Source organism: Comamonas sp. F1-6, assembly GCF_039581415.1.
GTDB classification, from domain to species: domain Bacteria; phylum Pseudomonadota; class Gammaproteobacteria; order Burkholderiales; family Burkholderiaceae_C; genus Comamonas; species Comamonas thiooxydans.
On record NZ_JBCPWN010000020.1, the window covers coordinates 1 to 16,035 of the forward strand.

Sequence of the window (16,035 nt, forward strand, 5' to 3'; positions counted from 1 at the left end):
GACTGCTTTCACTTTTCATTCCCTATCCGTTCATGCACGTGAGGTGAGCGTTATCTTCAAAGATTGATAACACAATGTCAATCTGGGAAAGCTCTGGTAACCACTTTCTGGAGTTCTGCGTGGTCGATGAAGTCTACGATCGTCATGCCGCCTATGCTGCGGGGCTCAAGAAGGGCGATGTCACGGTGATGATCCACACCGGCTCGCGCGATGTCGGCTTTTATGTCGGTCGCCGCTGGATGGACCTGGCCAGGCAGCAATGGCCGCAAGGTATCAAACACCCTCAGCATGGTCTATATGGCCTGAGCGGCGCGCTGGCGCAGGATTATCTGCAAGCGATGGGCGTGGCTGCGCGCTATGGGTGGTTCAACCGCATGGCGCTGGCGGAGCTGGTGCGCAAAGAGCTGGCAGGCATTGCCGCGTCCGATGCATCGCGCCTGATTGTGGATGTGCCCCACAACGTGGTGATGACCGAGGGCGAGTTCAATGTGCACCGCAAGGGCTCCACTCCTGCGCATGACGGCCAGTGGGCGCTGATTCCGGGATCGATGGGCGACTACTCCTTTCTCGTCAAAGGTCTGGGCCATGAAGACTGGCTGCGGTCCTGCAGCCACGGAGCGGGCCGCCAGGTGCGCAGACAGGACACGCGGCGCATGAAACAGCCGCTGGTCGAATCCGTCTGGCAGTGCATCACCTTGCGTGAAGAGCGACTGATCGAAGAAGCGCCCAGCGCCTACAAACCCGTAGGGCCGGTGTTGCAGGCGCAGGAAGAGGCGGGGCTGATTCGTGCGAGTGTGCGGTTGAAGCCCTGGTTGACTTTCAAGGCCTGAAGTTGAAACTGCTGCCAGCGCCTGATGGCCAAGTGCTGGTAGCAAGGCTGTTCGACGATTCGGGCGTTCGAGGAAGATGGAGCGCAATCGATACGTGGCAGACAATCAGATCAATGCTTCAAGCCCGTCACGCCATGGAGATGGCTGTCTTGATTTGCAGCAATTTCACATCTTGCAGCTGCATGGCTTGTGCTTGTATCGCATGCACCGCTCTGGTCGCACTCTGTAATGTCTGGTGCGCCGGCTTATGGTGCAGCCAACAGTGTCGGTAACGAAATCGTTCACGACCCAGAGCCTGCGACCGTGTGAGATGTCGCCGTCACCTTTCGATCAATACTCGCTGCTGCAGGTCGCTCATACCTGTGGCCACATGAGCCAACCATGAACATGACCGCCAGCTTTACTCTCGTTCCCGCCGACTTCGTTCGCCTGCAGAAAATGGTTTCGCTGCGCTGGCATCAGAAGGCAGGGATGCTTTCCTGGCCGTTCCTCTTGCGGGTTGTGGTGTGGCTCTGCATTGGCCTCGCTGGTGCAGCCTACGCGCGACTGATGCGTGAGTTTCCTGAGATCTCCCGCCCGCTGGGAGTGGTTGCCTGCCTTCTGGTCGTTGCTTTGATCGCCGTCGTGACGATGCCATACCTGTCACAGGCATCCATGCGCAAGCTCATGCTCCTGCCGGATGGAGCGTTTCTGTCGCCACAAACGGTCACGCTCTCGTCGGACGCCATCAGAGTAGCCTCGGTTCGAGGAGACACGATACTGCCGTGGTCAGGAGTGCTGGCGCTTGCCGAAGATGACGTGAACTACTATCTGTTCATCGACGCTATGCAGGCTCTGGTACTGCCTAGGGCAGCCATTGCTCCCATGGCTGCAGAGTTCGAGCAGTTCACGCGCCATCTCAGGGCCTCTGCGATTTAAGTCTTTGTTCTTGCAGATGCTTGCGCAGTCATGACGGAAACCCGAGGCACAGGGGCCAGGCTTGCATGCGTCCAATGCCCTCTTGCCCTTGTAACGGCCTGCTGCTAATTTCCTGGTGTCTGCTTCTGCTCTTGAAGCGTCAAGGCCTCGCGTCGCTGGATTTCATCCACCAGTGCCTTGAACTGGCGTTTCAGCAACTGGCGCAGCACTGGCTTCCCGACCAGCGGCGGGATGGCGAAAGCCGGGACCAGGCGAGCGCTGTAAGCCAAGCGTACCCGGCCGTCGGCTTGAGTTTCCAGGGTATAGCTGCCGTCCATCTGTTTGAGATTGCCGCCTATCGCATGTGCGGCAATGCGCTGCTGCGGCCATTCGGTCACGGCCAATCTGACCTCGATTGCCTGGCGAAAAAACAGAAACCCCAGACTGCCTTTTTGCTCCAGCAGCACCTGGTTGCCATCGCGTTGCAGCACGCGCGAACTTTGCATATCCGGCACAAAGTCGGCCAGATGCTCGTAGTCGGAAATCACGCTCCAGGCCGTGGCCAGCCTGACTTGCATGACGGCCGAGGCGTTCACGGTAATGGCCTCATTGTGCTCGGCAGTCTCTATGCGAAGCTCCTGTGCCGAAACCTGCAAACCGCCGCAGAACAGGGTCAGAGCTGCGCCGCAGGCACCGACAAGCCCTGTTCTCATGACAGGGATTCCTGCTTCAAAGGTGGAGCGGCGCGTACTTCGAAGTTCAACTCGAGCCTGTCGCGGACCTGGATTGCACCGCCCAGGATGGACAAAGGCGTGATGCCAAAACTCGATTGATCGATGCTCAGCGAGCCGATGATATGGAATTCGCTCGGCGTCCTCCTGATTCGGGCAGGTACGCTCAGGCTGCGTGTGACGCCGTGAAGAGTGAGTTCCAGGGCCAGCAATACATCGCCGTCCGCTTCGGGGGAGGCATGTGCCTGGATCAGTGCAAACGGATGGAGCGAGGTTTGCAGGAGCTTGTTCAGCATATTGGCACGGGTCGCTTCAATATCGGCTGCGCTGGGCTGGGTGTCCAGAGCCGCCTTGGCGCGCAGAGCGGGCTCGTCGACCGATAGCCTGTCCAGCGCCACATAAAGATCGGCGCGGCCAAGCCGGGGGGCCACATAGCCTTGCAGTTCATGGCTGGCAATCACATGATCGTGCCCCAGTCTGGCCAGAGCGCCAGCGCGTCGAACGGTGATCGAGACCAGGGAATGCGAGGAATCGATCTGAAGCACCGATTGGCCCCGTGCAGCAGCGTCGGCATAGAAGGCCGCAGGAAAGTCCGCAGGCCTTGCCGTCGGGCCGGGAGGCTGGGCTGGCTCGATGCCTGGTTGCGAGCAGCCCGTGATCAGAGTCAGCAGGACTGCAATCAGCTGTCTGCGCAATGTCATGGCAATTCGCGCAGCTGGATGCGAAATTTCACAGTCACGGCGTCTCCCACGGCATTGCTGCTCTTCCACTCTCCCGTGCCGATATCAAATATTGAGCGATGGGTGACGAATTCGCCTTCCATGCGGCGCTCCTCGGGCTTCCAGCTGAATGGCAGCACAAGCGGTTGCCTGCGGCCTTTTAGCTGCAGGGTGCCGCGTGCCCGGTAGCCGGCTGCGCCGGGGGCATCGAGAATCTCCCTGGCATCAAAGACTGCCTCGGGATAACGCACAAAGTCAAACCAGTCCTTGCCGGCAATGGCCTGGTTGATGTCCGGGTTGGCCATGTCGGCGCTGCTGATGCGAATGCTGACATTCAGCCTGTTGCTGTCTGGCTTTTGAGGGTCGAAGTCAAAACGAACCCGGAAGTCTTTGAACACGCCGGTGACCGGCGTTTGCTCGAAAGTGGCGGTGAATTCCAGTCGGTTGTCGCTACCGGGCTTGAGCTCCCACGAGGTGGCATGAGCTGCAGTGGAGCACAGCGTGGCGAGCAGGGCGGCGAGGCAGCAAACGGTATTGCGCATCTGGATGACCTCCGGCAAACAGCGTTTTGCCGGGTTGGCCGCTGCTCTGAGAGTGATGATGCGTCATTCCCGTGCAAGCTGCATCGATTGCAGGCAGCGAGTTACTGCTTGTTGCTTCAGGCTTTTTTCTCGCGCGGCACCCGGCCCATCAGATAGAACTCGGGATTGGGCTGCATGCCCGCGAAGCTGGCCATTCGGTTGGACAGTCCGAAGAAGGCGGTAATGGCCGCAATGTCCCAGATATCCTCGTCGTCAAAACCGTGAGGGTACAAGGCTTCGTAGTCGGCATCGTCAATTTCGGCGCTGTGCAGACAGACCTTCATGGCAAAGTCCAGCATGGCACGCTCGCGCGGGCTGATGTCGGCCTTGCGGTAATTGACCGCCACCTGGTCGGCAATCAGCGGCTTTTTCTCATAGATGCGCAAGATGGCGCCATGAGCCACCACGCAATACAGGCACTGATTGGCAGCGCTGGTGGCGGTGACGATCATTTCTCGCTCGCCCTTGCTGAGACTGCCGTCCTCCTTGAGCATCAGCGCATCGTGGTAGGCAAAGAAGGCGCGCCACTCGGCCGGCCGGCGAGCAAAGGCCAGAAAAACATTGGGAATAAAGCCCGACTTTAGCTGTACCTCGGCGATGCGCTGCCTGATGTCTTCAGGCAGGCTGTTCAGATCGGGAAAGGGGTAGCGGCTTTTCATGGTGCCCGTCTCCTTTGGTGTTTTGCTGATATGTGCCAACCATGACAAGCATGGCACGGGTGGGCGCTCCAAAGCTGTCGTTTGCGTTGCAGATGCTGCTATTGCGGCCATTGGGCCTGTCAGGCTTTTCCTTTCAGATGCTGGCATCCATCAGATTCGACGTGGCCGGTGTGCCGGTGGCGATCAGCAGCAGGCCCAGGACAAGCAGCACGCAGCCCAGACTGCGATCTACCCAAGGGCGTATGGCTTGCACCTTGGGCTGGAGCATCGGGGCCGAGAAAAAACAGGCTACCAGCGCAAACCACAGTACGTGGGCCATGGCGACGAAAAGGCCGTAGGCCAACTGGGTGGGCATGGGCACGGCAGGGCCGACGACTTGCATGAACAGGCTGAGGATGAAGAGCGCTGTCTTGGGATTGAGTGCATTGGTCAGAAATCCCAGGACAAAAAGCGAGCGGCCTGGCGCATGGCCTTTGCGTGCAGTGCGCTGGCCTGGTTTGGCGCTGGATCGGGAATCTGGCCGATCGTCATTTGCACGGCTGGCGCCGCGCCAGAGACAAATTCCGAGCCATACCAGATAGGCCGCGCCTGCATATTTGAGCAGATTGAAAAGCCAGGGCAGGCCTTGCAGGACCATGCCCAGTCCCAGCAGGGTGTAGGCCACATGGATCAGAACGCCACAGCCAATGCCCAGCGCCACCCAGAGACCCGCACGGCGCGATTCCATCAGGCTGGTGCGGGTGACCATGGCGAAGTCGGCGCCCGGGCTGATGACGGCGAGAGAGGTAACGAGAATCACGGTGGGCCAGGCGTTCATGCTGTGTATTTCTTGAGTTCAAATATCTGTTTGTGAGATGGTTCTGCTGCACGAGAATGGCAGGCAGTGCCCTGTAGCTGTGAACTCTAGGGCGGTCAAAGTTTTTTGAATAACGATGATTTCTCAAGAAAATAGTGATTCAAACTCACATATTTCTGCTGGCGGCTCACAGCGAATGCCCTCGCTGGTCGCTTTGCGTTGTTTTGAAGCGGCAGCGCGGCTGGAGAGCTTCAGCCGCGCTGCCGATGAGCTGCACCTGACCCATGGCGCCATCAGCCGCGCGGTGCGTTCGGTGGAGGAGGAGTTGGGGGCGCAGCTGTTTGAGCGCCGCAATCGCCGTGTCTTTCTCAATGCTGCGGGGAGGCTGTTGTTCGACGGGGTGCATGCCGGTCTGGGCCAGATGGCACGTGCGGCCGAGGCGGTGCGGCAGCAGGTGGCAGGCAGGCCGCTGCTGCTGTCCTGCGAGCCCACGTTGCTGATGCGCTGGCTGATTCCGCGCTGGGGCGACTTCCAGGCGCGCCACCCGCAGCACACCGTGCATCTGGTTGCGGGCGGTGGTACCGTGGAATGGGGGCGCGGCATTGACCTGGCCATTCGGCGCAACGACTTTGACTGGGGGCCCAATGTCCAAATGCAGCCCTTGTGCGCAGAGCGCATGGGGCCGGTCTGCCATCCGGACAGTCTGGCGCAATTCTTTGCGTTGCAGTCCGATGGCGGCCTTGCGCTTCGTGGCGATGCAACGCGCTTGCACAGCAAGACACGTCCCAAGGCCTGGGCGGATTGGTGGAAAACCCGGTCAGATCAGCCTCCCACCCGGATCCGGCAGGCGCAAGCAGGCGATGATCTGGTGCTTGAGCATTTCTACCTGAGCTTGCAGGCGGCAGCAGCGGGCCTGGGTGTAGCCATGGGCCCGCAACTGCTGGTGCAGGACGATATCGCGGCCGGCCGGCTGGTGGCGCCGCTGGGCTTTGTACCCGATGGCTCGCAATACTGTCTGCTGGCCGTACAGAGTTGGGGGGCGGGCTCGGTGCAGCAGCTTCTGGTCGACTGGATTCAGCAGCAGATGCAAGGCTGAACGCAGACGGATATCCCACGCGGTTCAGCGCAGGCTGAGCGTCTCTTGTTTTGCAACACAGTTGCCAGCAATCTTCTCCCCATTGAACAGCTTGCGTGCAAACAGACGCGAGTTGGGGAAGGAGCTGTTGACGGTCTGCGAATGGTCCATGCCCGGGTAGGTGTGGGCTTCAACCACTGTGCCGGCCTCACAGCTTTGCTCGGCCAGGTCCTGCTGAAATTTGGTCGGTGCATCCCTGTCCGCACCGCCTATGCCAAAGAACACGGGCGTGGCGATCTTCAGCGTGGGAAACTGGCCTTTGCTGAAAGGTTGGGCGTAATAGCTCATGAAGTCCGACTTGAAGGTGTTGCTCCAGCTTAACTGCTCTTTTTTCACCACCTCGAACATCTGCTGCACACAGGTGGTTTCGGCAGCTTTCATGGCACCAAGGCCTTTTTCGCTCAGCACCTGTTCGGCTGGCAAGCGGGGCTTGGACTGGTTGGCTACCGCCGCGATGTAAAGAATGTAGGCAATGGACGGGTCCGTTCTCTCCTGCTCGGCAGGGCTTGAGCGGTAGGCGATCTTGCCGTCCTTGCTGGGTCTGCCGGAGTGGGGTGTGCCGGTGGCGATCGTGCCCAGAATCTTCAGCTCCGGGGCGTAGTCTGGGGCAAAGCCAGCAGTCGCAAATGCGGCAGCCGCCCCCTGGGACTGGCCCACGATGACTATCTTGTTGCCGAGTGGAAGCTCTTTGGTGTTGAGCGTCGCGCGCACCGAGTCCAGCGTGGCATAGGCCGCAGCGCGGCTGTGCAGATAGGCATGAGGGCCGGGCGTTCCCAGGCCCTGGTAGTCGGTTGCGACAATGGCATAGCCCTCCTTGAGCCAGTTGTTGAGATATTGCGCATCGCGCTCCGAGCGTGGGTTGCGGGAGGGGGCGCAGCTGTCGCCGATGCCTACGGTGCCGTGCGCCCAGGCTATTACCGGCCAGCCACCGGCAGGCGGCAGCCCCCTGGGCAGAAAGATGACTCCCGAGGTGGTGAGCTGAGCCGCCTGGTCGTTGCCTGCCGCCGTTCCGTCGGTTGATGAGTACCAGATGGCATAGGCCTTGTCGGCATCCGCCAGACTGAAGGCCGGGGCTAGCGGCTCGATGGCCAGCATTTGTCCCGCAGAGCCTGTCGTCATGTTGGAAGAAGGCTGGGTCTGCGCGAAGCCAGTCGGCCAGCTGGACAGAGTCAGCGTGCTCAGGGTGGCCATGGCTGCTGCGCGTCGCAGTCCTGTGGGTACGAGGGGCATGGTAGTCTCCATTTGTTGTGCGGCGACCTCCGATGGAGTGCCTGAGACCAGTTTGCAGCGGGACTCTCGCCGGCTGAATCGTCCGAATGGAGTGGGTGTAAACACAGTGGCAGCCTGCTTATTGGCTGACAATGCGGTCTGTTGAAAAGCAATGGATACGCGATGAGCAACGACGCACAAACCACCGACTGGGCCGCCTGGAGCCGTGAGGCCGTTGAAATGATGCAGGCCCGCAATGCAGAATGGCCGCTGGAATTTGGCTTGCAGGGCAGCCCCAGCTACCGCTGGGATCTGGATCGCGCCCTGCTGGCGCTGGAAGCTCCGCTACATGAAGTGATCGCTACGGTCTGCCTTGTGGGCACCAGCAGCGAGCAGGACGGCAGCTTTGTTTGGAGCTGGGCCAACGAAGCCATTCCCAAGCAGCATGGCGAAGCGCTGGAAGTCGTGCATGAGTTCGGCCGACAGAACCAGCTGGCATTGCTGACCACGGCCCGGATTCCCGGCGGCCGTCCCGAGGCCATGGAGTGCATGTGCATTGCCGCTCGCCTGCAGCGCGCCGTAGGTACCTTTATCGACCAGCAGGGCGATGTAACCCTGTATTTCACCTTGCTGCATCTGCAGGTGGCGGTCGAGCAGCAGCAGCCTGCCAATTGAAAGCCGCTACAGGATTGTTGACAGAATGCGGGCGGGGTCGCCTATAGACTGACACCCTCAAAAATCTGAAAAGGTCACCCCATGAAAACGATGTTTGCTTTGGCCGCAGCCATGTTTGTGCTGAGCGGCTGTGCTGTCTATGACAGCCGTGGCGGATACTACGACGATGGCTACAAAAAGCCTCACCCCCACGGCTGCCCACCGGGCCAGGCCAAGAAAGGCAATTGCTGAAATTGCCCGCTCAAAAACCCGCCAAAGGCGGGTTTTTCTTTGCGATCTACAGCTCGTCCGGCTTGAGCCAGCCAATGCGGCCCTGACCGTTTTCATTGAGTGCGCTGACAAATTCGGCGGCGTTGGGTTCAGGCATCTGCAGCTTGAAGCTCACCAGACTGCCGTGATCGACCTCCAGCAGTTCGGCACCCGCTGCATCGGCCATGCGCCGCACCAGGCCCTCCAGCGGATAGGGGGCCGTGCATTGCAGGATCTGCATGCGCTGAATGGCGACTTTCTCGGCCTGCAGCAAGGCTTGGGCCACGGCATCGGTATAGGCGCGCACCAGTCCGCCGGCACCGAGCTTGACGCCGCCAAAATAGCGCACCACGGTGGCCAGCACGCCTTCCAGATCCTGGTGGCGCAGCACGTCCAGCATGGGGCGACCAGCCGTGCCGCTGGGCTCGCCATCATCCACGGCCGCCGATTGTCCGCCCGCCAGCAAGGCCCAGCAGACATGGGCGGCTCCCGGGTGCTCGCGCCAGAGTGCATCCACCACGGCCTGCGCGCTGGAACGGTCCGTCATCGGCTGAACGCAGCCGATGAAGCGGCTTTTCTTGATGATCAGTTCACTGGAGACGGGAGCACGAAGAGTCTGAGGCATAGCGGCGGCAGCATAACCGCAAAGTCGGGGCCGAGCAGCGTTGCGGTACATGGGCCGGGTAGCGGCAGTTGTGACCTATCCATGACATGACGACGCGGCTTGTGGGGGTTGCTCGACAGTGTCCTTAAGTCAATTCCTACAATTTCGGCAAGCCTCGAGCCTTAAGCTTTGAGCAAAGGAGGCCGTCATGAACAATCCGCATCCACAGTCCCTGAGCGAACATACTTTTGGCCGCGAGCATTTCACGCCGCCTCCGCTGGCGCAGGAGCTGGCAGAGCCCCAGGCTCTGCAGGCTGCGGCACCCGAAGATGAATGGGAGTTGCTGCAGCGCATACGCAATGTGGGCGAATGGTAGGCCCGGCCGCATTTTCTGTCTCAAACCAGACCGGCCGCTCCTGAAAGGGAGAGCCGGTTTTTCCTGTCCGCGGCCACGATACAGCGGCGAGAATCGCAGCCATGACTGCTAGCTCTGCGCCGTTTCCCGATTCTTCGCACTGGATGCTGCTGCCGGCTGCCGCGCAGGCAGCGCAACTGCCCGTGGCCCTGGCCGATGTGACGGCCATGATGGAAAGAGTGGGGCGCAGCAGCAGCGATGCCGTGGCCGAGCAGATCCTGCAGCTGCTGGGGCGCCATGTGCCGCTGGCGCAGTGCACGATATTCTCCTTCCAGGGCATGGCCAGGCCGCGCGTGGTGGGCATGGGCGACAGGGCGCGCACGGGGGCGCTGCCCATGATCTCCCAGGATTACAGCGAGCGCTTCTATCCGCTCGATGGTTCGCAGCGCGTGATGCAGGCCGAGCTGGCGCGCCTTGCCAGGGACCCGCATGCCAGGCCGCGCGTCTGGCTGCATCGCCAGGGGCCGCACGATGTACAGCACCCCGAGTACCGCCATGTCTGTTATGAGCTGCCGCGCATTGCCGAGCGGCTGTCGCTGCTGATGCTGCAGGAAAACGCGCGCTGGCTTTCTGTGAACCTGTATCGGGGCGAGGAGCATGGCTGCTTCGACGCCGCAGCCATTGCCCGGATCGAGGCCTTTGCGCCTCTGGTCATGCAGGCCATGCGTCTGCATTACGCGGGGCAGACGCTGCAGGACGACCTGGTCGGGCTGGTGCTGGTGCGTCTGGCGCGGCGCTTCGAGCAACTGACGCCGCGCGACCTCGACGTGGTGCGGGCACTGGCCCAGGGCCTGGATGCCGATGCGCTGGCGCAGCGCCTGGGCATTACCGTCAGCAGCGCGCGCACCTATGTCAAACGCGTCTGCGCCAAGCTGGGCGTGCAGGGGCAGCGCGAGCTGTTTGCGCTGCTGATGGAGCCCGCTGAAGCTGTCGATGGTCAACTTTGATAGCTGCTTGGGGTGATCTGTAAAGGCTGGAGGCTGATTCGACTTGAATATCGGTTGCTGGTCGGCATTGTCTCCATCTGGTGACATCGGCCTTGAGCTGCTTTTCTACACTGCATCTCAAGCCAGACCGAAAGGGGATGAAAGCGCACCGGTTTGACCACGACAGCGCCCCCAGGAGACAAGAACATGCACCAGCCATTTGCCGAGCCACGCCGCTCCATCTACTACCAGTACCAGGTTCATCAGCCCTGGCTTGCCTCCCGGAATCCGGGCGAGCAAAGCCACCCCATCGTCATCGTCGGCACCGGCCCCGTGGGCCTGACCACGGCGCTGGAGATTGCCCGTCACGGCCAGCGTTGCGTGGTGCTCGAATCCGAATTGCAGGTGTCCGAAGGCAGCCGTGCCATTGTGTTCACGCGGCGTTCCATGGAAATCCTGCAGCAGGTGGGCGTGGCCCAGCGCGTGACGGAAACCGGACTGCCCTGGTGCTACGGCAACAGCATCTACCGCGGCCAGCGCGTGTTTCGCATGGAAAACGTGCGGGCCGAAGACGATCGCTTCTTTCCCATGATCAATCTGCAGCAGCAGTACCTGGAGGAATATCTGGTCGATGCTGTGCAGGCCAACCCGCTGATCGAGCTACGCTGGGGCAACCGCGTGAACAAGGTCGAGCAAAAGGGCGAGCAGGCTTTGGTGGAGGTGGATACCCCGGAAGGAAGCTACGAGCTGCGGGCCGACTGGCTGGTGGCCTGCGACGGCGCGCGTTCGGGGATTCGCACGGCCATGAATCTATTGATGGAGGGCGCTTCCTACGAGGGCCGCTTCGTGATTGCCGATATCCGCATCGACTTGCCTCTGCCCACCGAACGTCTCGCATTCTTCGATCCCACATGGAACCCGGGCAACACCATCCTCATGCACCGCGAGCCGCACGGCATCTGGCGTGTGGACTACCAACTGCCTGCCGGAGAAGATCCCGAGGATGCGCTAAGGCCCGAGTCGCTGAAGGCGCGCATCGATGCGCAGCTGGAGATGATCGGCTTTGGCGGCACGCCTTGGGAGATGGACTGGAGCTCCGTGTACTCGGCCCGCGCGCTGACCCTGCCCAACTACGTGCATGGCCGTGTGATCTTTGCGGGCGATGCAGCCCATATGCTGCCCATCTTCGGCGTGCGCGGCGCCAACACCGGCTTTCAGGATGCTCAGGGCCTGGGCTGGCGTCTGGCACTCGTCGCCAAGGGCGCGGCCAGCGCAGCGCTGCTGCAAAGCTATAGCAGCGAGCGAGTGGGCGCGGCCCGCGAGATTGTGGAAGAGGCCGGCAAGAGCACACGCTTCATGGCGCCGCCAAGCAGAGGTTTCAGGCTGCTGCGCGACGCCGTGCTGTCTCTGTCGCTGAGCCAGCCCTTTGTCGGCCCGCTCTATCACTGGCGCACCTCGCGCCCGCATGAGTACGGCAGCTCGCCGCTCAACAGCATGGGGGACGACAACCTGCTGTTCAAGGCAGGTCCCGGCCATGGCGCGCCGCCTCTCAACGTGCGCTTTGCGCCGGACAGCTATTTGCTCGACCATCTGGGCGGCGGCTTCGATCTGCTGTATTTCACGAGCGGCAAGGCGATTCCCGCCGAACTGCAGGCGGTCGCGGCCGGGGTCAGAGCCCGCGGTGTTGCCGTGCGCCTGATCGCCGTCAGCAGCCACGCTTCAGGCACTGTCGAAGGTTCCAATCTGGTACTTGATGACACCGAAGGCCGCTGCCGCGCCCGCTACGGCGTGATGGCCGACGGCGCCGCCTATCTGCTGCGCCCCGATCAGCATGTCTGTGCACGCTGGATGGCGCTGGACGCCAATCGTCTGCAAGCCGCATTCAAGGCGGCCCTGCCCGCCTGAGGAGAGATTCAAATGACCCAAACCACTCTTGATATCGCCGGTCTGGAGACCGTGTACGACCAGCTGGCTGTCGCCATTGATGCCGTGGGCGCGGAAAAGTCAGAGCTGCTGCTGGTCAAGCTGGCGCTGCTGGCCGCCAATCAGCTCGGTGATGCCCGCCAGTTTGGCGAAATGATTGCGGCGGCCCAGCAAGATCTGTAAGCAAAAGGCTTGTCCGTGGCGGTCAGCCCGACCCGCCCAGGCTCGTTCCTGGCGGGTTTTCAGCGTGCTGACCCTCGGATTTCATAGCGGATAATCTTTGCCTATCAATAGTTTGAGATGAATTTTCTACAAGTCGATATGGCTTGATCTCCGACAAGGCCGTGCCATGGAATCGAGGCAGACTGGAGCCATTGCCACTGTAGGAGGATTGGTCCATGAGATTGCGTCCCAGTACCTTGCTGCTATCTGCAGCCCTGAGCCTGAGTGGATTGAGTGCGACTCCGGCCCTGGCCAAGTCTGCTGCCGAATGGCTTGCCTTGACAGGTGCCGTGCAGATCGGCTTGAGTCAGGCCGTCGAAAAAGCCCAGGCCGTTGCTCCCGGAAAAGCGATCGATGTCGAGCTGGAAGAGGGTAAGAAAGGCGCTGCGCCTTATTACTCGGTCACCCTGATCTCGCCCGTGAATGAGGAAATCAAGCTGCGCGTGAATGCCAGCACGGGCGATGCCGCAGTGGAGGAGAACAAGGGCCGGGCCGAGGGCAAGCATGCCAAGCGCCTGGCCGATGCCCGGATCACTCTGGTACAGGCCGTCGATGCAGCTGTTGCCGCCTTGCCCGGCAAGCCGCTGGAGGCCCAGCTGGATTCGGACTGGGGCAAGACCAGCTACAAGGTCAAGATGCTGCGCGCCGATCAGACAGTCATGAAGCTCAGGCTTGATCCTGCCACCGGCGCTGTGACGAGGCAGGAAAAGGACTGAGTCGGCGCGCTATCTGGATTCTGGTGCTATGAAGAAGTGAGTGTCTAGCGTTTGCATTTCAATGATTTAAGGTGTGTTATGCACTGAATTTCAATGAAGGCAAGCGCTGGATGCTATGAAGTTCAGAGTTCAACCCTGTTTCTGCAAGACCTTGCTCGTGCAAGGCTGAGGGCGGAAAAGTACACTGACGGGTTGTTTCTCCGAATAGGCCATGAGGCCATATAAAGCCCATCCACATGAACGCCCCGGTTGATGTTTCCTTTTTCCACCGCGATGCCAAGCCGCTGACCAGCTACAAGCCGTACTGGGCCAAGCGCTTCGGCCCGGCGCCGTTCCTGCCCATGAGCCGTGCGGAGATGGATCAGCTCGGCTGGGACAGCTGCGACATCATTCTGGTCACGGGCGATGCCTATGTGGATCACCCCAGCTTCGGCATGGCCGTCATCGGCCGCGTGCTGGAGGCGCAAGGCTTTCGCGTGGGCATCATCGCCCAGCCCGACTGGACCAGCGCCGAGGCCTTCAAGGCCCTGGGCAAGCCCAATCTGTTCTGGGGCGTGACGGCCGGCAACATGGACTCGATGATCAACCGTTACACGGCTGATCGCAAGATTCGCAGCGACGATGCCTATACCCCCGGCGATGTGGCCGGCAAGCGCCCCGATCGCGCGGCCATCGTCTACTGCCAGCGCTGCCGCGAGGCCTACAAGGACGTGCCCATCGTGCTGGGCGGCATCGAGGGCTCGCTGCGTCGCATTGCCCACTACGACTACTGGAGCGACAAGGTGCGCCGCTCCATCGTGGTGGACAGCAAGTGCGACATCCTGCTCTACGGCAATGCAGAACGCGCCCTGGTCGAAGTGGCACACCGCATCGCGGCGCGCGAGCCGGTGGAGCAGATCACCGATGTGCGCGGCACTTCGTTCTTCCGCCGCGCTTCGGAGGAGGGCTGGTTCGAGGTCGATTCCACCACGGTGGACGAGCCCGGCGAGGTCGAGCCCCATATCAACCCCTATATGACGACCAGCGAGCAGGCCGAGGCCCAGGGCCAGAGCTGCTCCAAGGAAGAGGCCGCAAAATCGGACGCGGACGGCCCCAATGACGGCGCATCGGTAGCCAAGGTCCAGCCCATCCAGTTCGTGCCCAACCTCTCGCTGCGCAGCAAGTCCAAGTTGCCTCCGCGCGAGCGCACGGTGCTGCGCCTGCCCAGCTACGAAGAGGTCAAGAGCGATCAGATTCTCTATGCCCACGCCAATCGCGTGCTGCACCTGGAAACCAACCCCGGTAACGCCCGTGCGCTGGTACAGGCTCACGGCGAGGGGACCACGGCCCGCGATGTGTGGATGAATCCGCCGCCCATTCCTCTCACAACGGCCGAAATGGACTGGGTCTTCGGCCTGCCGTACGCGCGCAGCCCGCATCCCGCCTATGCCGACGAAAGCGGCAGCCATGAGGGCGCCACCAAGATTCCGGCCTGGGAGATGATTCGCACCTCGGTGAACATCATGCGCGGCTGTTTCGGCGGCTGCACCTTCTGCTCCATCACCGAGCACGAGGGCCGCATCATCCAGAGCCGTTCCGAAGACTCCATCATCCAGGAGCTCGAAGAGATCCGCGACAAGGTCAAGGGCTTTACCGGCACCATCTCCGACCTGGGCGGGCCCACGGCCAATATGTACCGCCTGGGCTGCAAGAGCCCGCAGATCGAGGCGGCCTGCCGCAAGCCCAGCTGTGTCTTCCCCGGCATCTGCCAGAACCTGCACACCGACCACGGCCCGTTGATCAAGATCTACCGCCGCGCGCGCAAGCTGCCCGGCATCAAGAAGATTCTGATCGGCTCCGGCCTGCGCTACGACCTGGCGGTGAAGTCGCCCGAGTACGTCAAGGAGCTGGTTCAGCACCATGTGGGCGGCTATCTCAAGATCGCGCCCGAGCACACCGAGCAAGGTCCGCTGACCAAGATGATGAAGCCGGGCATCGGCAGCTATGACAAGTTCAAGCAGCTGTTCGAGAAGTTCAGCGAAGAGGCCGGCAAGAAGCAGTTCCTGATTCCCTATTTCATCGCCGCCCACCCGGGCACCAGCGATGAGGACATGATGAATCTGGCCATCTGGCTCAAGAAGAACGGCTTCCGTGCCGATCAGGTGCAGACCTTCTACCCGAGCCCCATGGCCACGGCCACGGCCATGTACCACAGCGGCCGCAACACGCTGACCAAGGTGCGCCGCCAGATGCGCGACGAGGCCGAAGAGCGCGTGGACATCGTGCGCGGTGAAAAGCGCCGCCGTCTGCACAAGGCTTTCCTGCGCTATCACGACCCGAACAACTGGCCGCTGCTGCGCGAGGCGCTCAAGACCATGGGGCGAGCCGATCTGATCGGCAACGGCAAGCAGCACCTGATCCCGACCTTCCAGCCCCTGGTCGACGGCAGCTATCAGAGTGCACGAAAGAAGAACAGCACCTCGTCCAAGGCGGGTGGCGGAATTGGTTACACCACCAACAAGGACGGCAAGGCCGTGGCCGTGCGACGCCGCAGCGAAGAGGCGAGCCTGGAGCCCAAGGGCGATGTGCGCTTCCGCAGCAGCCAGCCTCAACCGGGCAAGCTGCTGACCCAGCATACCGGCCTGCCGCCGCGCGCGGGTGTGACTGGCAAGGCCAAGCCCGGTTTCAAAACTGCGGCAAGGCCCGCCAAGCCGGCGGGCCAGGGTTCGCGCAAGCCGCGCTGATTGCTGCAGCCTGACTGCCGCCGAC

17 protein-coding genes and 1 pseudogene are annotated in these 16,035 nt (G+C 61.6%); 11 read left to right on the forward strand and 7 right to left on the reverse strand.

The annotated features are described in order from the left end of the window. Nucleotides 1-92: 92 nt before the first annotated feature. Both AAIL66_RS18325 and AAIL66_RS18330 read left to right on the forward strand, forming a co-directional pair. Nucleotides 93-830: pseudogene (locus AAIL66_RS18325) on the forward strand (RtcB family protein); the annotation flags it as partial. A 381-nt stretch (nucleotides 831-1,211) separates the two neighbouring features. Further along, nucleotides 1,212-1,748 (forward strand): YcxB family protein, encoded by a 537-nt coding sequence (locus tag AAIL66_RS18330; RefSeq protein WP_034379397.1) that lies wholly within the window; start codon nucleotides 1,212-1,214, stop codon nucleotides 1,746-1,748. A 104-nt stretch (nucleotides 1,749-1,852) separates the two neighbouring features. Here the strand turns inward: AAIL66_RS18330 and AAIL66_RS18335 are convergent, their stop codons facing one another. The 5 genes from AAIL66_RS18335 to AAIL66_RS18355 form a co-directional block, all read right to left on the reverse strand. Next, complete coding sequence (locus AAIL66_RS18335; protein ID WP_034390357.1) at nucleotides 1,853-2,440, reverse strand: SRPBCC family protein; 588 nt, start codon at nucleotides 2,438-2,440, stop codon at nucleotides 1,853-1,855. Continuing rightward, complete coding sequence (locus AAIL66_RS18340) at nucleotides 2,437-3,159, reverse strand: YceI family protein (protein WP_343497384.1); 723 nt, start codon at nucleotides 3,157-3,159, stop codon at nucleotides 2,437-2,439. The genes AAIL66_RS18335 and AAIL66_RS18340 overlap by 4 nt, the downstream gene beginning before the upstream one ends. Continuing rightward, nucleotides 3,156-3,719: a YceI family protein gene (locus tag AAIL66_RS18345; RefSeq protein ID WP_087864565.1), complete on the reverse strand. Its 564-nt coding sequence runs from the start codon at nucleotides 3,717-3,719 to the stop codon at nucleotides 3,156-3,158. The genes AAIL66_RS18340 and AAIL66_RS18345 overlap by 4 nt, the downstream gene beginning before the upstream one ends. Nucleotides 3,720-3,835: 116 nt before the next feature. Beyond that, the gene (locus AAIL66_RS18350; protein ID WP_343497385.1) at nucleotides 3,836-4,417 is read right to left on the reverse strand and encodes a peroxidase-related enzyme; all 582 of its coding nucleotides are present in this window, start codon (nucleotides 4,415-4,417) and stop codon (nucleotides 3,836-3,838) included. A gap of 133 nt (nucleotides 4,418-4,550) precedes the next feature. Further along, entirely contained in the window at nucleotides 4,551-5,234 is a 684-nt protein-coding gene (locus AAIL66_RS18355; protein WP_343497386.1) for a LysE family transporter, read from the reverse strand. 175 nt (nucleotides 5,235-5,409) lie between these two features. Here AAIL66_RS18355 and AAIL66_RS18360 point away from each other — a divergent pair, with 175 nt between their 5' ends. Then, nucleotides 5,410-6,309: a LysR substrate-binding domain-containing protein gene (locus tag AAIL66_RS18360; protein ID WP_034355488.1), complete on the forward strand. Its 900-nt coding sequence runs from the start codon at nucleotides 5,410-5,412 to the stop codon at nucleotides 6,307-6,309. A 24-nt stretch (nucleotides 6,310-6,333) separates the two neighbouring features. Here AAIL66_RS18360 and AAIL66_RS18365 read toward each other — a convergent pair whose 3' ends face one another. Continuing rightward, the gene (locus AAIL66_RS18365; RefSeq protein WP_052087169.1) at nucleotides 6,334-7,578 is read right to left on the reverse strand and encodes an alpha/beta fold hydrolase; all 1,245 of its coding nucleotides are present in this window, start codon (nucleotides 7,576-7,578) and stop codon (nucleotides 6,334-6,336) included. A 162-nt stretch (nucleotides 7,579-7,740) separates the two neighbouring features. Here AAIL66_RS18365 and AAIL66_RS18370 point away from each other — a divergent pair, with 162 nt between their 5' ends. Together AAIL66_RS18370 and AAIL66_RS18375 are read left to right on the forward strand one after the other, a co-directional pair. Further along, nucleotides 7,741-8,232 carry a DUF6882 domain-containing protein gene (locus AAIL66_RS18370; RefSeq protein WP_034379382.1) on the forward strand — a complete coding sequence of 164 codons (492 nt, stop codon included), beginning with the start codon at nucleotides 7,741-7,743 and terminating at the stop codon, nucleotides 8,230-8,232. A gap of 81 nt (nucleotides 8,233-8,313) precedes the next feature. Beyond that, nucleotides 8,314-8,463, forward strand: a complete 150-nt coding sequence (locus AAIL66_RS18375; protein WP_003064948.1) for a hypothetical protein — start codon at nucleotides 8,314-8,316, stop codon at nucleotides 8,461-8,463. Nucleotides 8,464-8,509: 46 nt separating this feature from the next. On the opposite strand, the gene AAIL66_RS18380 is transcribed toward AAIL66_RS18375, so the two are convergent. Then, on the reverse strand, nucleotides 8,510-9,106 hold the full coding sequence (locus tag AAIL66_RS18380) for a YigZ family protein (protein WP_343497387.1): 597 nt from the start codon (nucleotides 9,104-9,106) through the stop codon (nucleotides 8,510-8,512). 187 nt (nucleotides 9,107-9,293) lie between these two features. On the opposite strand from AAIL66_RS18380, the gene AAIL66_RS18385 reads away from it, so the two are divergent. The 6 genes from AAIL66_RS18385 (at nucleotide 9,294) to AAIL66_RS18410 (ending at nucleotide 16,010) form a co-directional block, all read left to right on the forward strand. Beyond that, nucleotides 9,294-9,461 carry a hypothetical protein gene (locus AAIL66_RS18385; protein WP_003064951.1) on the forward strand — a complete coding sequence of 56 codons (168 nt, stop codon included), beginning with the start codon at nucleotides 9,294-9,296 and terminating at the stop codon, nucleotides 9,459-9,461. A 101-nt stretch (nucleotides 9,462-9,562) separates the two neighbouring features. Continuing rightward, entirely contained in the window at nucleotides 9,563-10,447 is an 885-nt protein-coding gene (locus tag AAIL66_RS18390; protein ID WP_343497388.1) for a helix-turn-helix transcriptional regulator, read from the forward strand. 186 nt (nucleotides 10,448-10,633) lie between these two features. Continuing rightward, entirely contained in the window at nucleotides 10,634-12,331 is a 1,698-nt protein-coding gene (locus AAIL66_RS18395) for an FAD-dependent monooxygenase (RefSeq protein ID WP_343497389.1), read from the forward strand. Nucleotides 12,332-12,343: 12 nt separating this feature from the next. Further along, nucleotides 12,344-12,532, forward strand: a complete 189-nt coding sequence (locus AAIL66_RS18400; RefSeq protein WP_034355478.1) for a DUF2783 domain-containing protein — start codon at nucleotides 12,344-12,346, stop codon at nucleotides 12,530-12,532. 215 nt (nucleotides 12,533-12,747) lie between these two features. Next, the gene (locus AAIL66_RS18405) at nucleotides 12,748-13,287 is read left to right on the forward strand and encodes a PepSY domain-containing protein (RefSeq protein WP_034355475.1); all 540 of its coding nucleotides are present in this window, start codon (nucleotides 12,748-12,750) and stop codon (nucleotides 13,285-13,287) included. Nucleotides 13,288-13,523: 236 nt separating this feature from the next. Further along, nucleotides 13,524-16,010 carry a YgiQ family radical SAM protein gene (locus AAIL66_RS18410; RefSeq protein ID WP_034379376.1) on the forward strand — a complete coding sequence of 829 codons (2,487 nt, stop codon included), beginning with the start codon at nucleotides 13,524-13,526 and terminating at the stop codon, nucleotides 16,008-16,010. Nucleotides 16,011-16,035: the final 25 nt, after the last annotated feature.

Coding starts and splice junctions, on each gene's coding strand:
- AAIL66_RS18410 (WP_034379376.1), top strand. CDS start 13,524: ATGAACGCCCCGGTTGATGTTTCCTTTTTCCACCGCGATGCCAAGCCG.
- AAIL66_RS18405 (WP_034355475.1), top strand. CDS start 12,748: ATGAGATTGCGTCCCAGTACCTTGCTGCTATCTGCAGCCCTGAGCCTG.
- AAIL66_RS18370 (WP_034379382.1), top strand. CDS start 7,741: ATGAGCAACGACGCACAAACCACCGACTGGGCCGCCTGGAGCCGTGAG.
- AAIL66_RS18350 (WP_343497385.1), bottom strand. CDS start 4,417: ATGAAAAGCCGCTACCCCTTTCCCGATCTGAACAGCCTGCCTGAAGAC.
- AAIL66_RS18365 (WP_052087169.1), bottom strand. CDS start 7,578: ATGCCCCTCGTACCCACAGGACTGCGACGCGCAGCAGCCATGGCCACC.
- AAIL66_RS18400 (WP_034355478.1), top strand. CDS start 12,344: ATGACCCAAACCACTCTTGATATCGCCGGTCTGGAGACCGTGTACGAC.
- AAIL66_RS18380 (WP_343497387.1), bottom strand. CDS start 9,106: ATGCCTCAGACTCTTCGTGCTCCCGTCTCCAGTGAACTGATCATCAAG.
- AAIL66_RS18385 (WP_003064951.1), top strand. CDS start 9,294: ATGAACAATCCGCATCCACAGTCCCTGAGCGAACATACTTTTGGCCGC.
- AAIL66_RS18355 (WP_343497386.1), bottom strand. CDS start 5,234: ATGAACGCCTGGCCCACCGTGATTCTCGTTACCTCTCTCGCCGTCATC.
- AAIL66_RS18375 (WP_003064948.1), top strand. CDS start 8,314: ATGAAAACGATGTTTGCTTTGGCCGCAGCCATGTTTGTGCTGAGCGGC.
- AAIL66_RS18340 (WP_343497384.1), bottom strand. CDS start 3,159: ATGACATTGCGCAGACAGCTGATTGCAGTCCTGCTGACTCTGATCACG.
- AAIL66_RS18360 (WP_034355488.1), top strand. CDS start 5,410: ATGCCCTCGCTGGTCGCTTTGCGTTGTTTTGAAGCGGCAGCGCGGCTG.
- AAIL66_RS18335 (WP_034390357.1), bottom strand. CDS start 2,440: ATGAGAACAGGGCTTGTCGGTGCCTGCGGCGCAGCTCTGACCCTGTTC.
- AAIL66_RS18330 (WP_034379397.1), top strand. CDS start 1,212: ATGAACATGACCGCCAGCTTTACTCTCGTTCCCGCCGACTTCGTTCGC.
- AAIL66_RS18390 (WP_343497388.1), top strand. CDS start 9,563: ATGACTGCTAGCTCTGCGCCGTTTCCCGATTCTTCGCACTGGATGCTG.
- AAIL66_RS18345 (WP_087864565.1), bottom strand. CDS start 3,719: ATGCGCAATACCGTTTGCTGCCTCGCCGCCCTGCTCGCCACGCTGTGC.
- AAIL66_RS18395 (WP_343497389.1), top strand. CDS start 10,634: ATGCACCAGCCATTTGCCGAGCCACGCCGCTCCATCTACTACCAGTAC.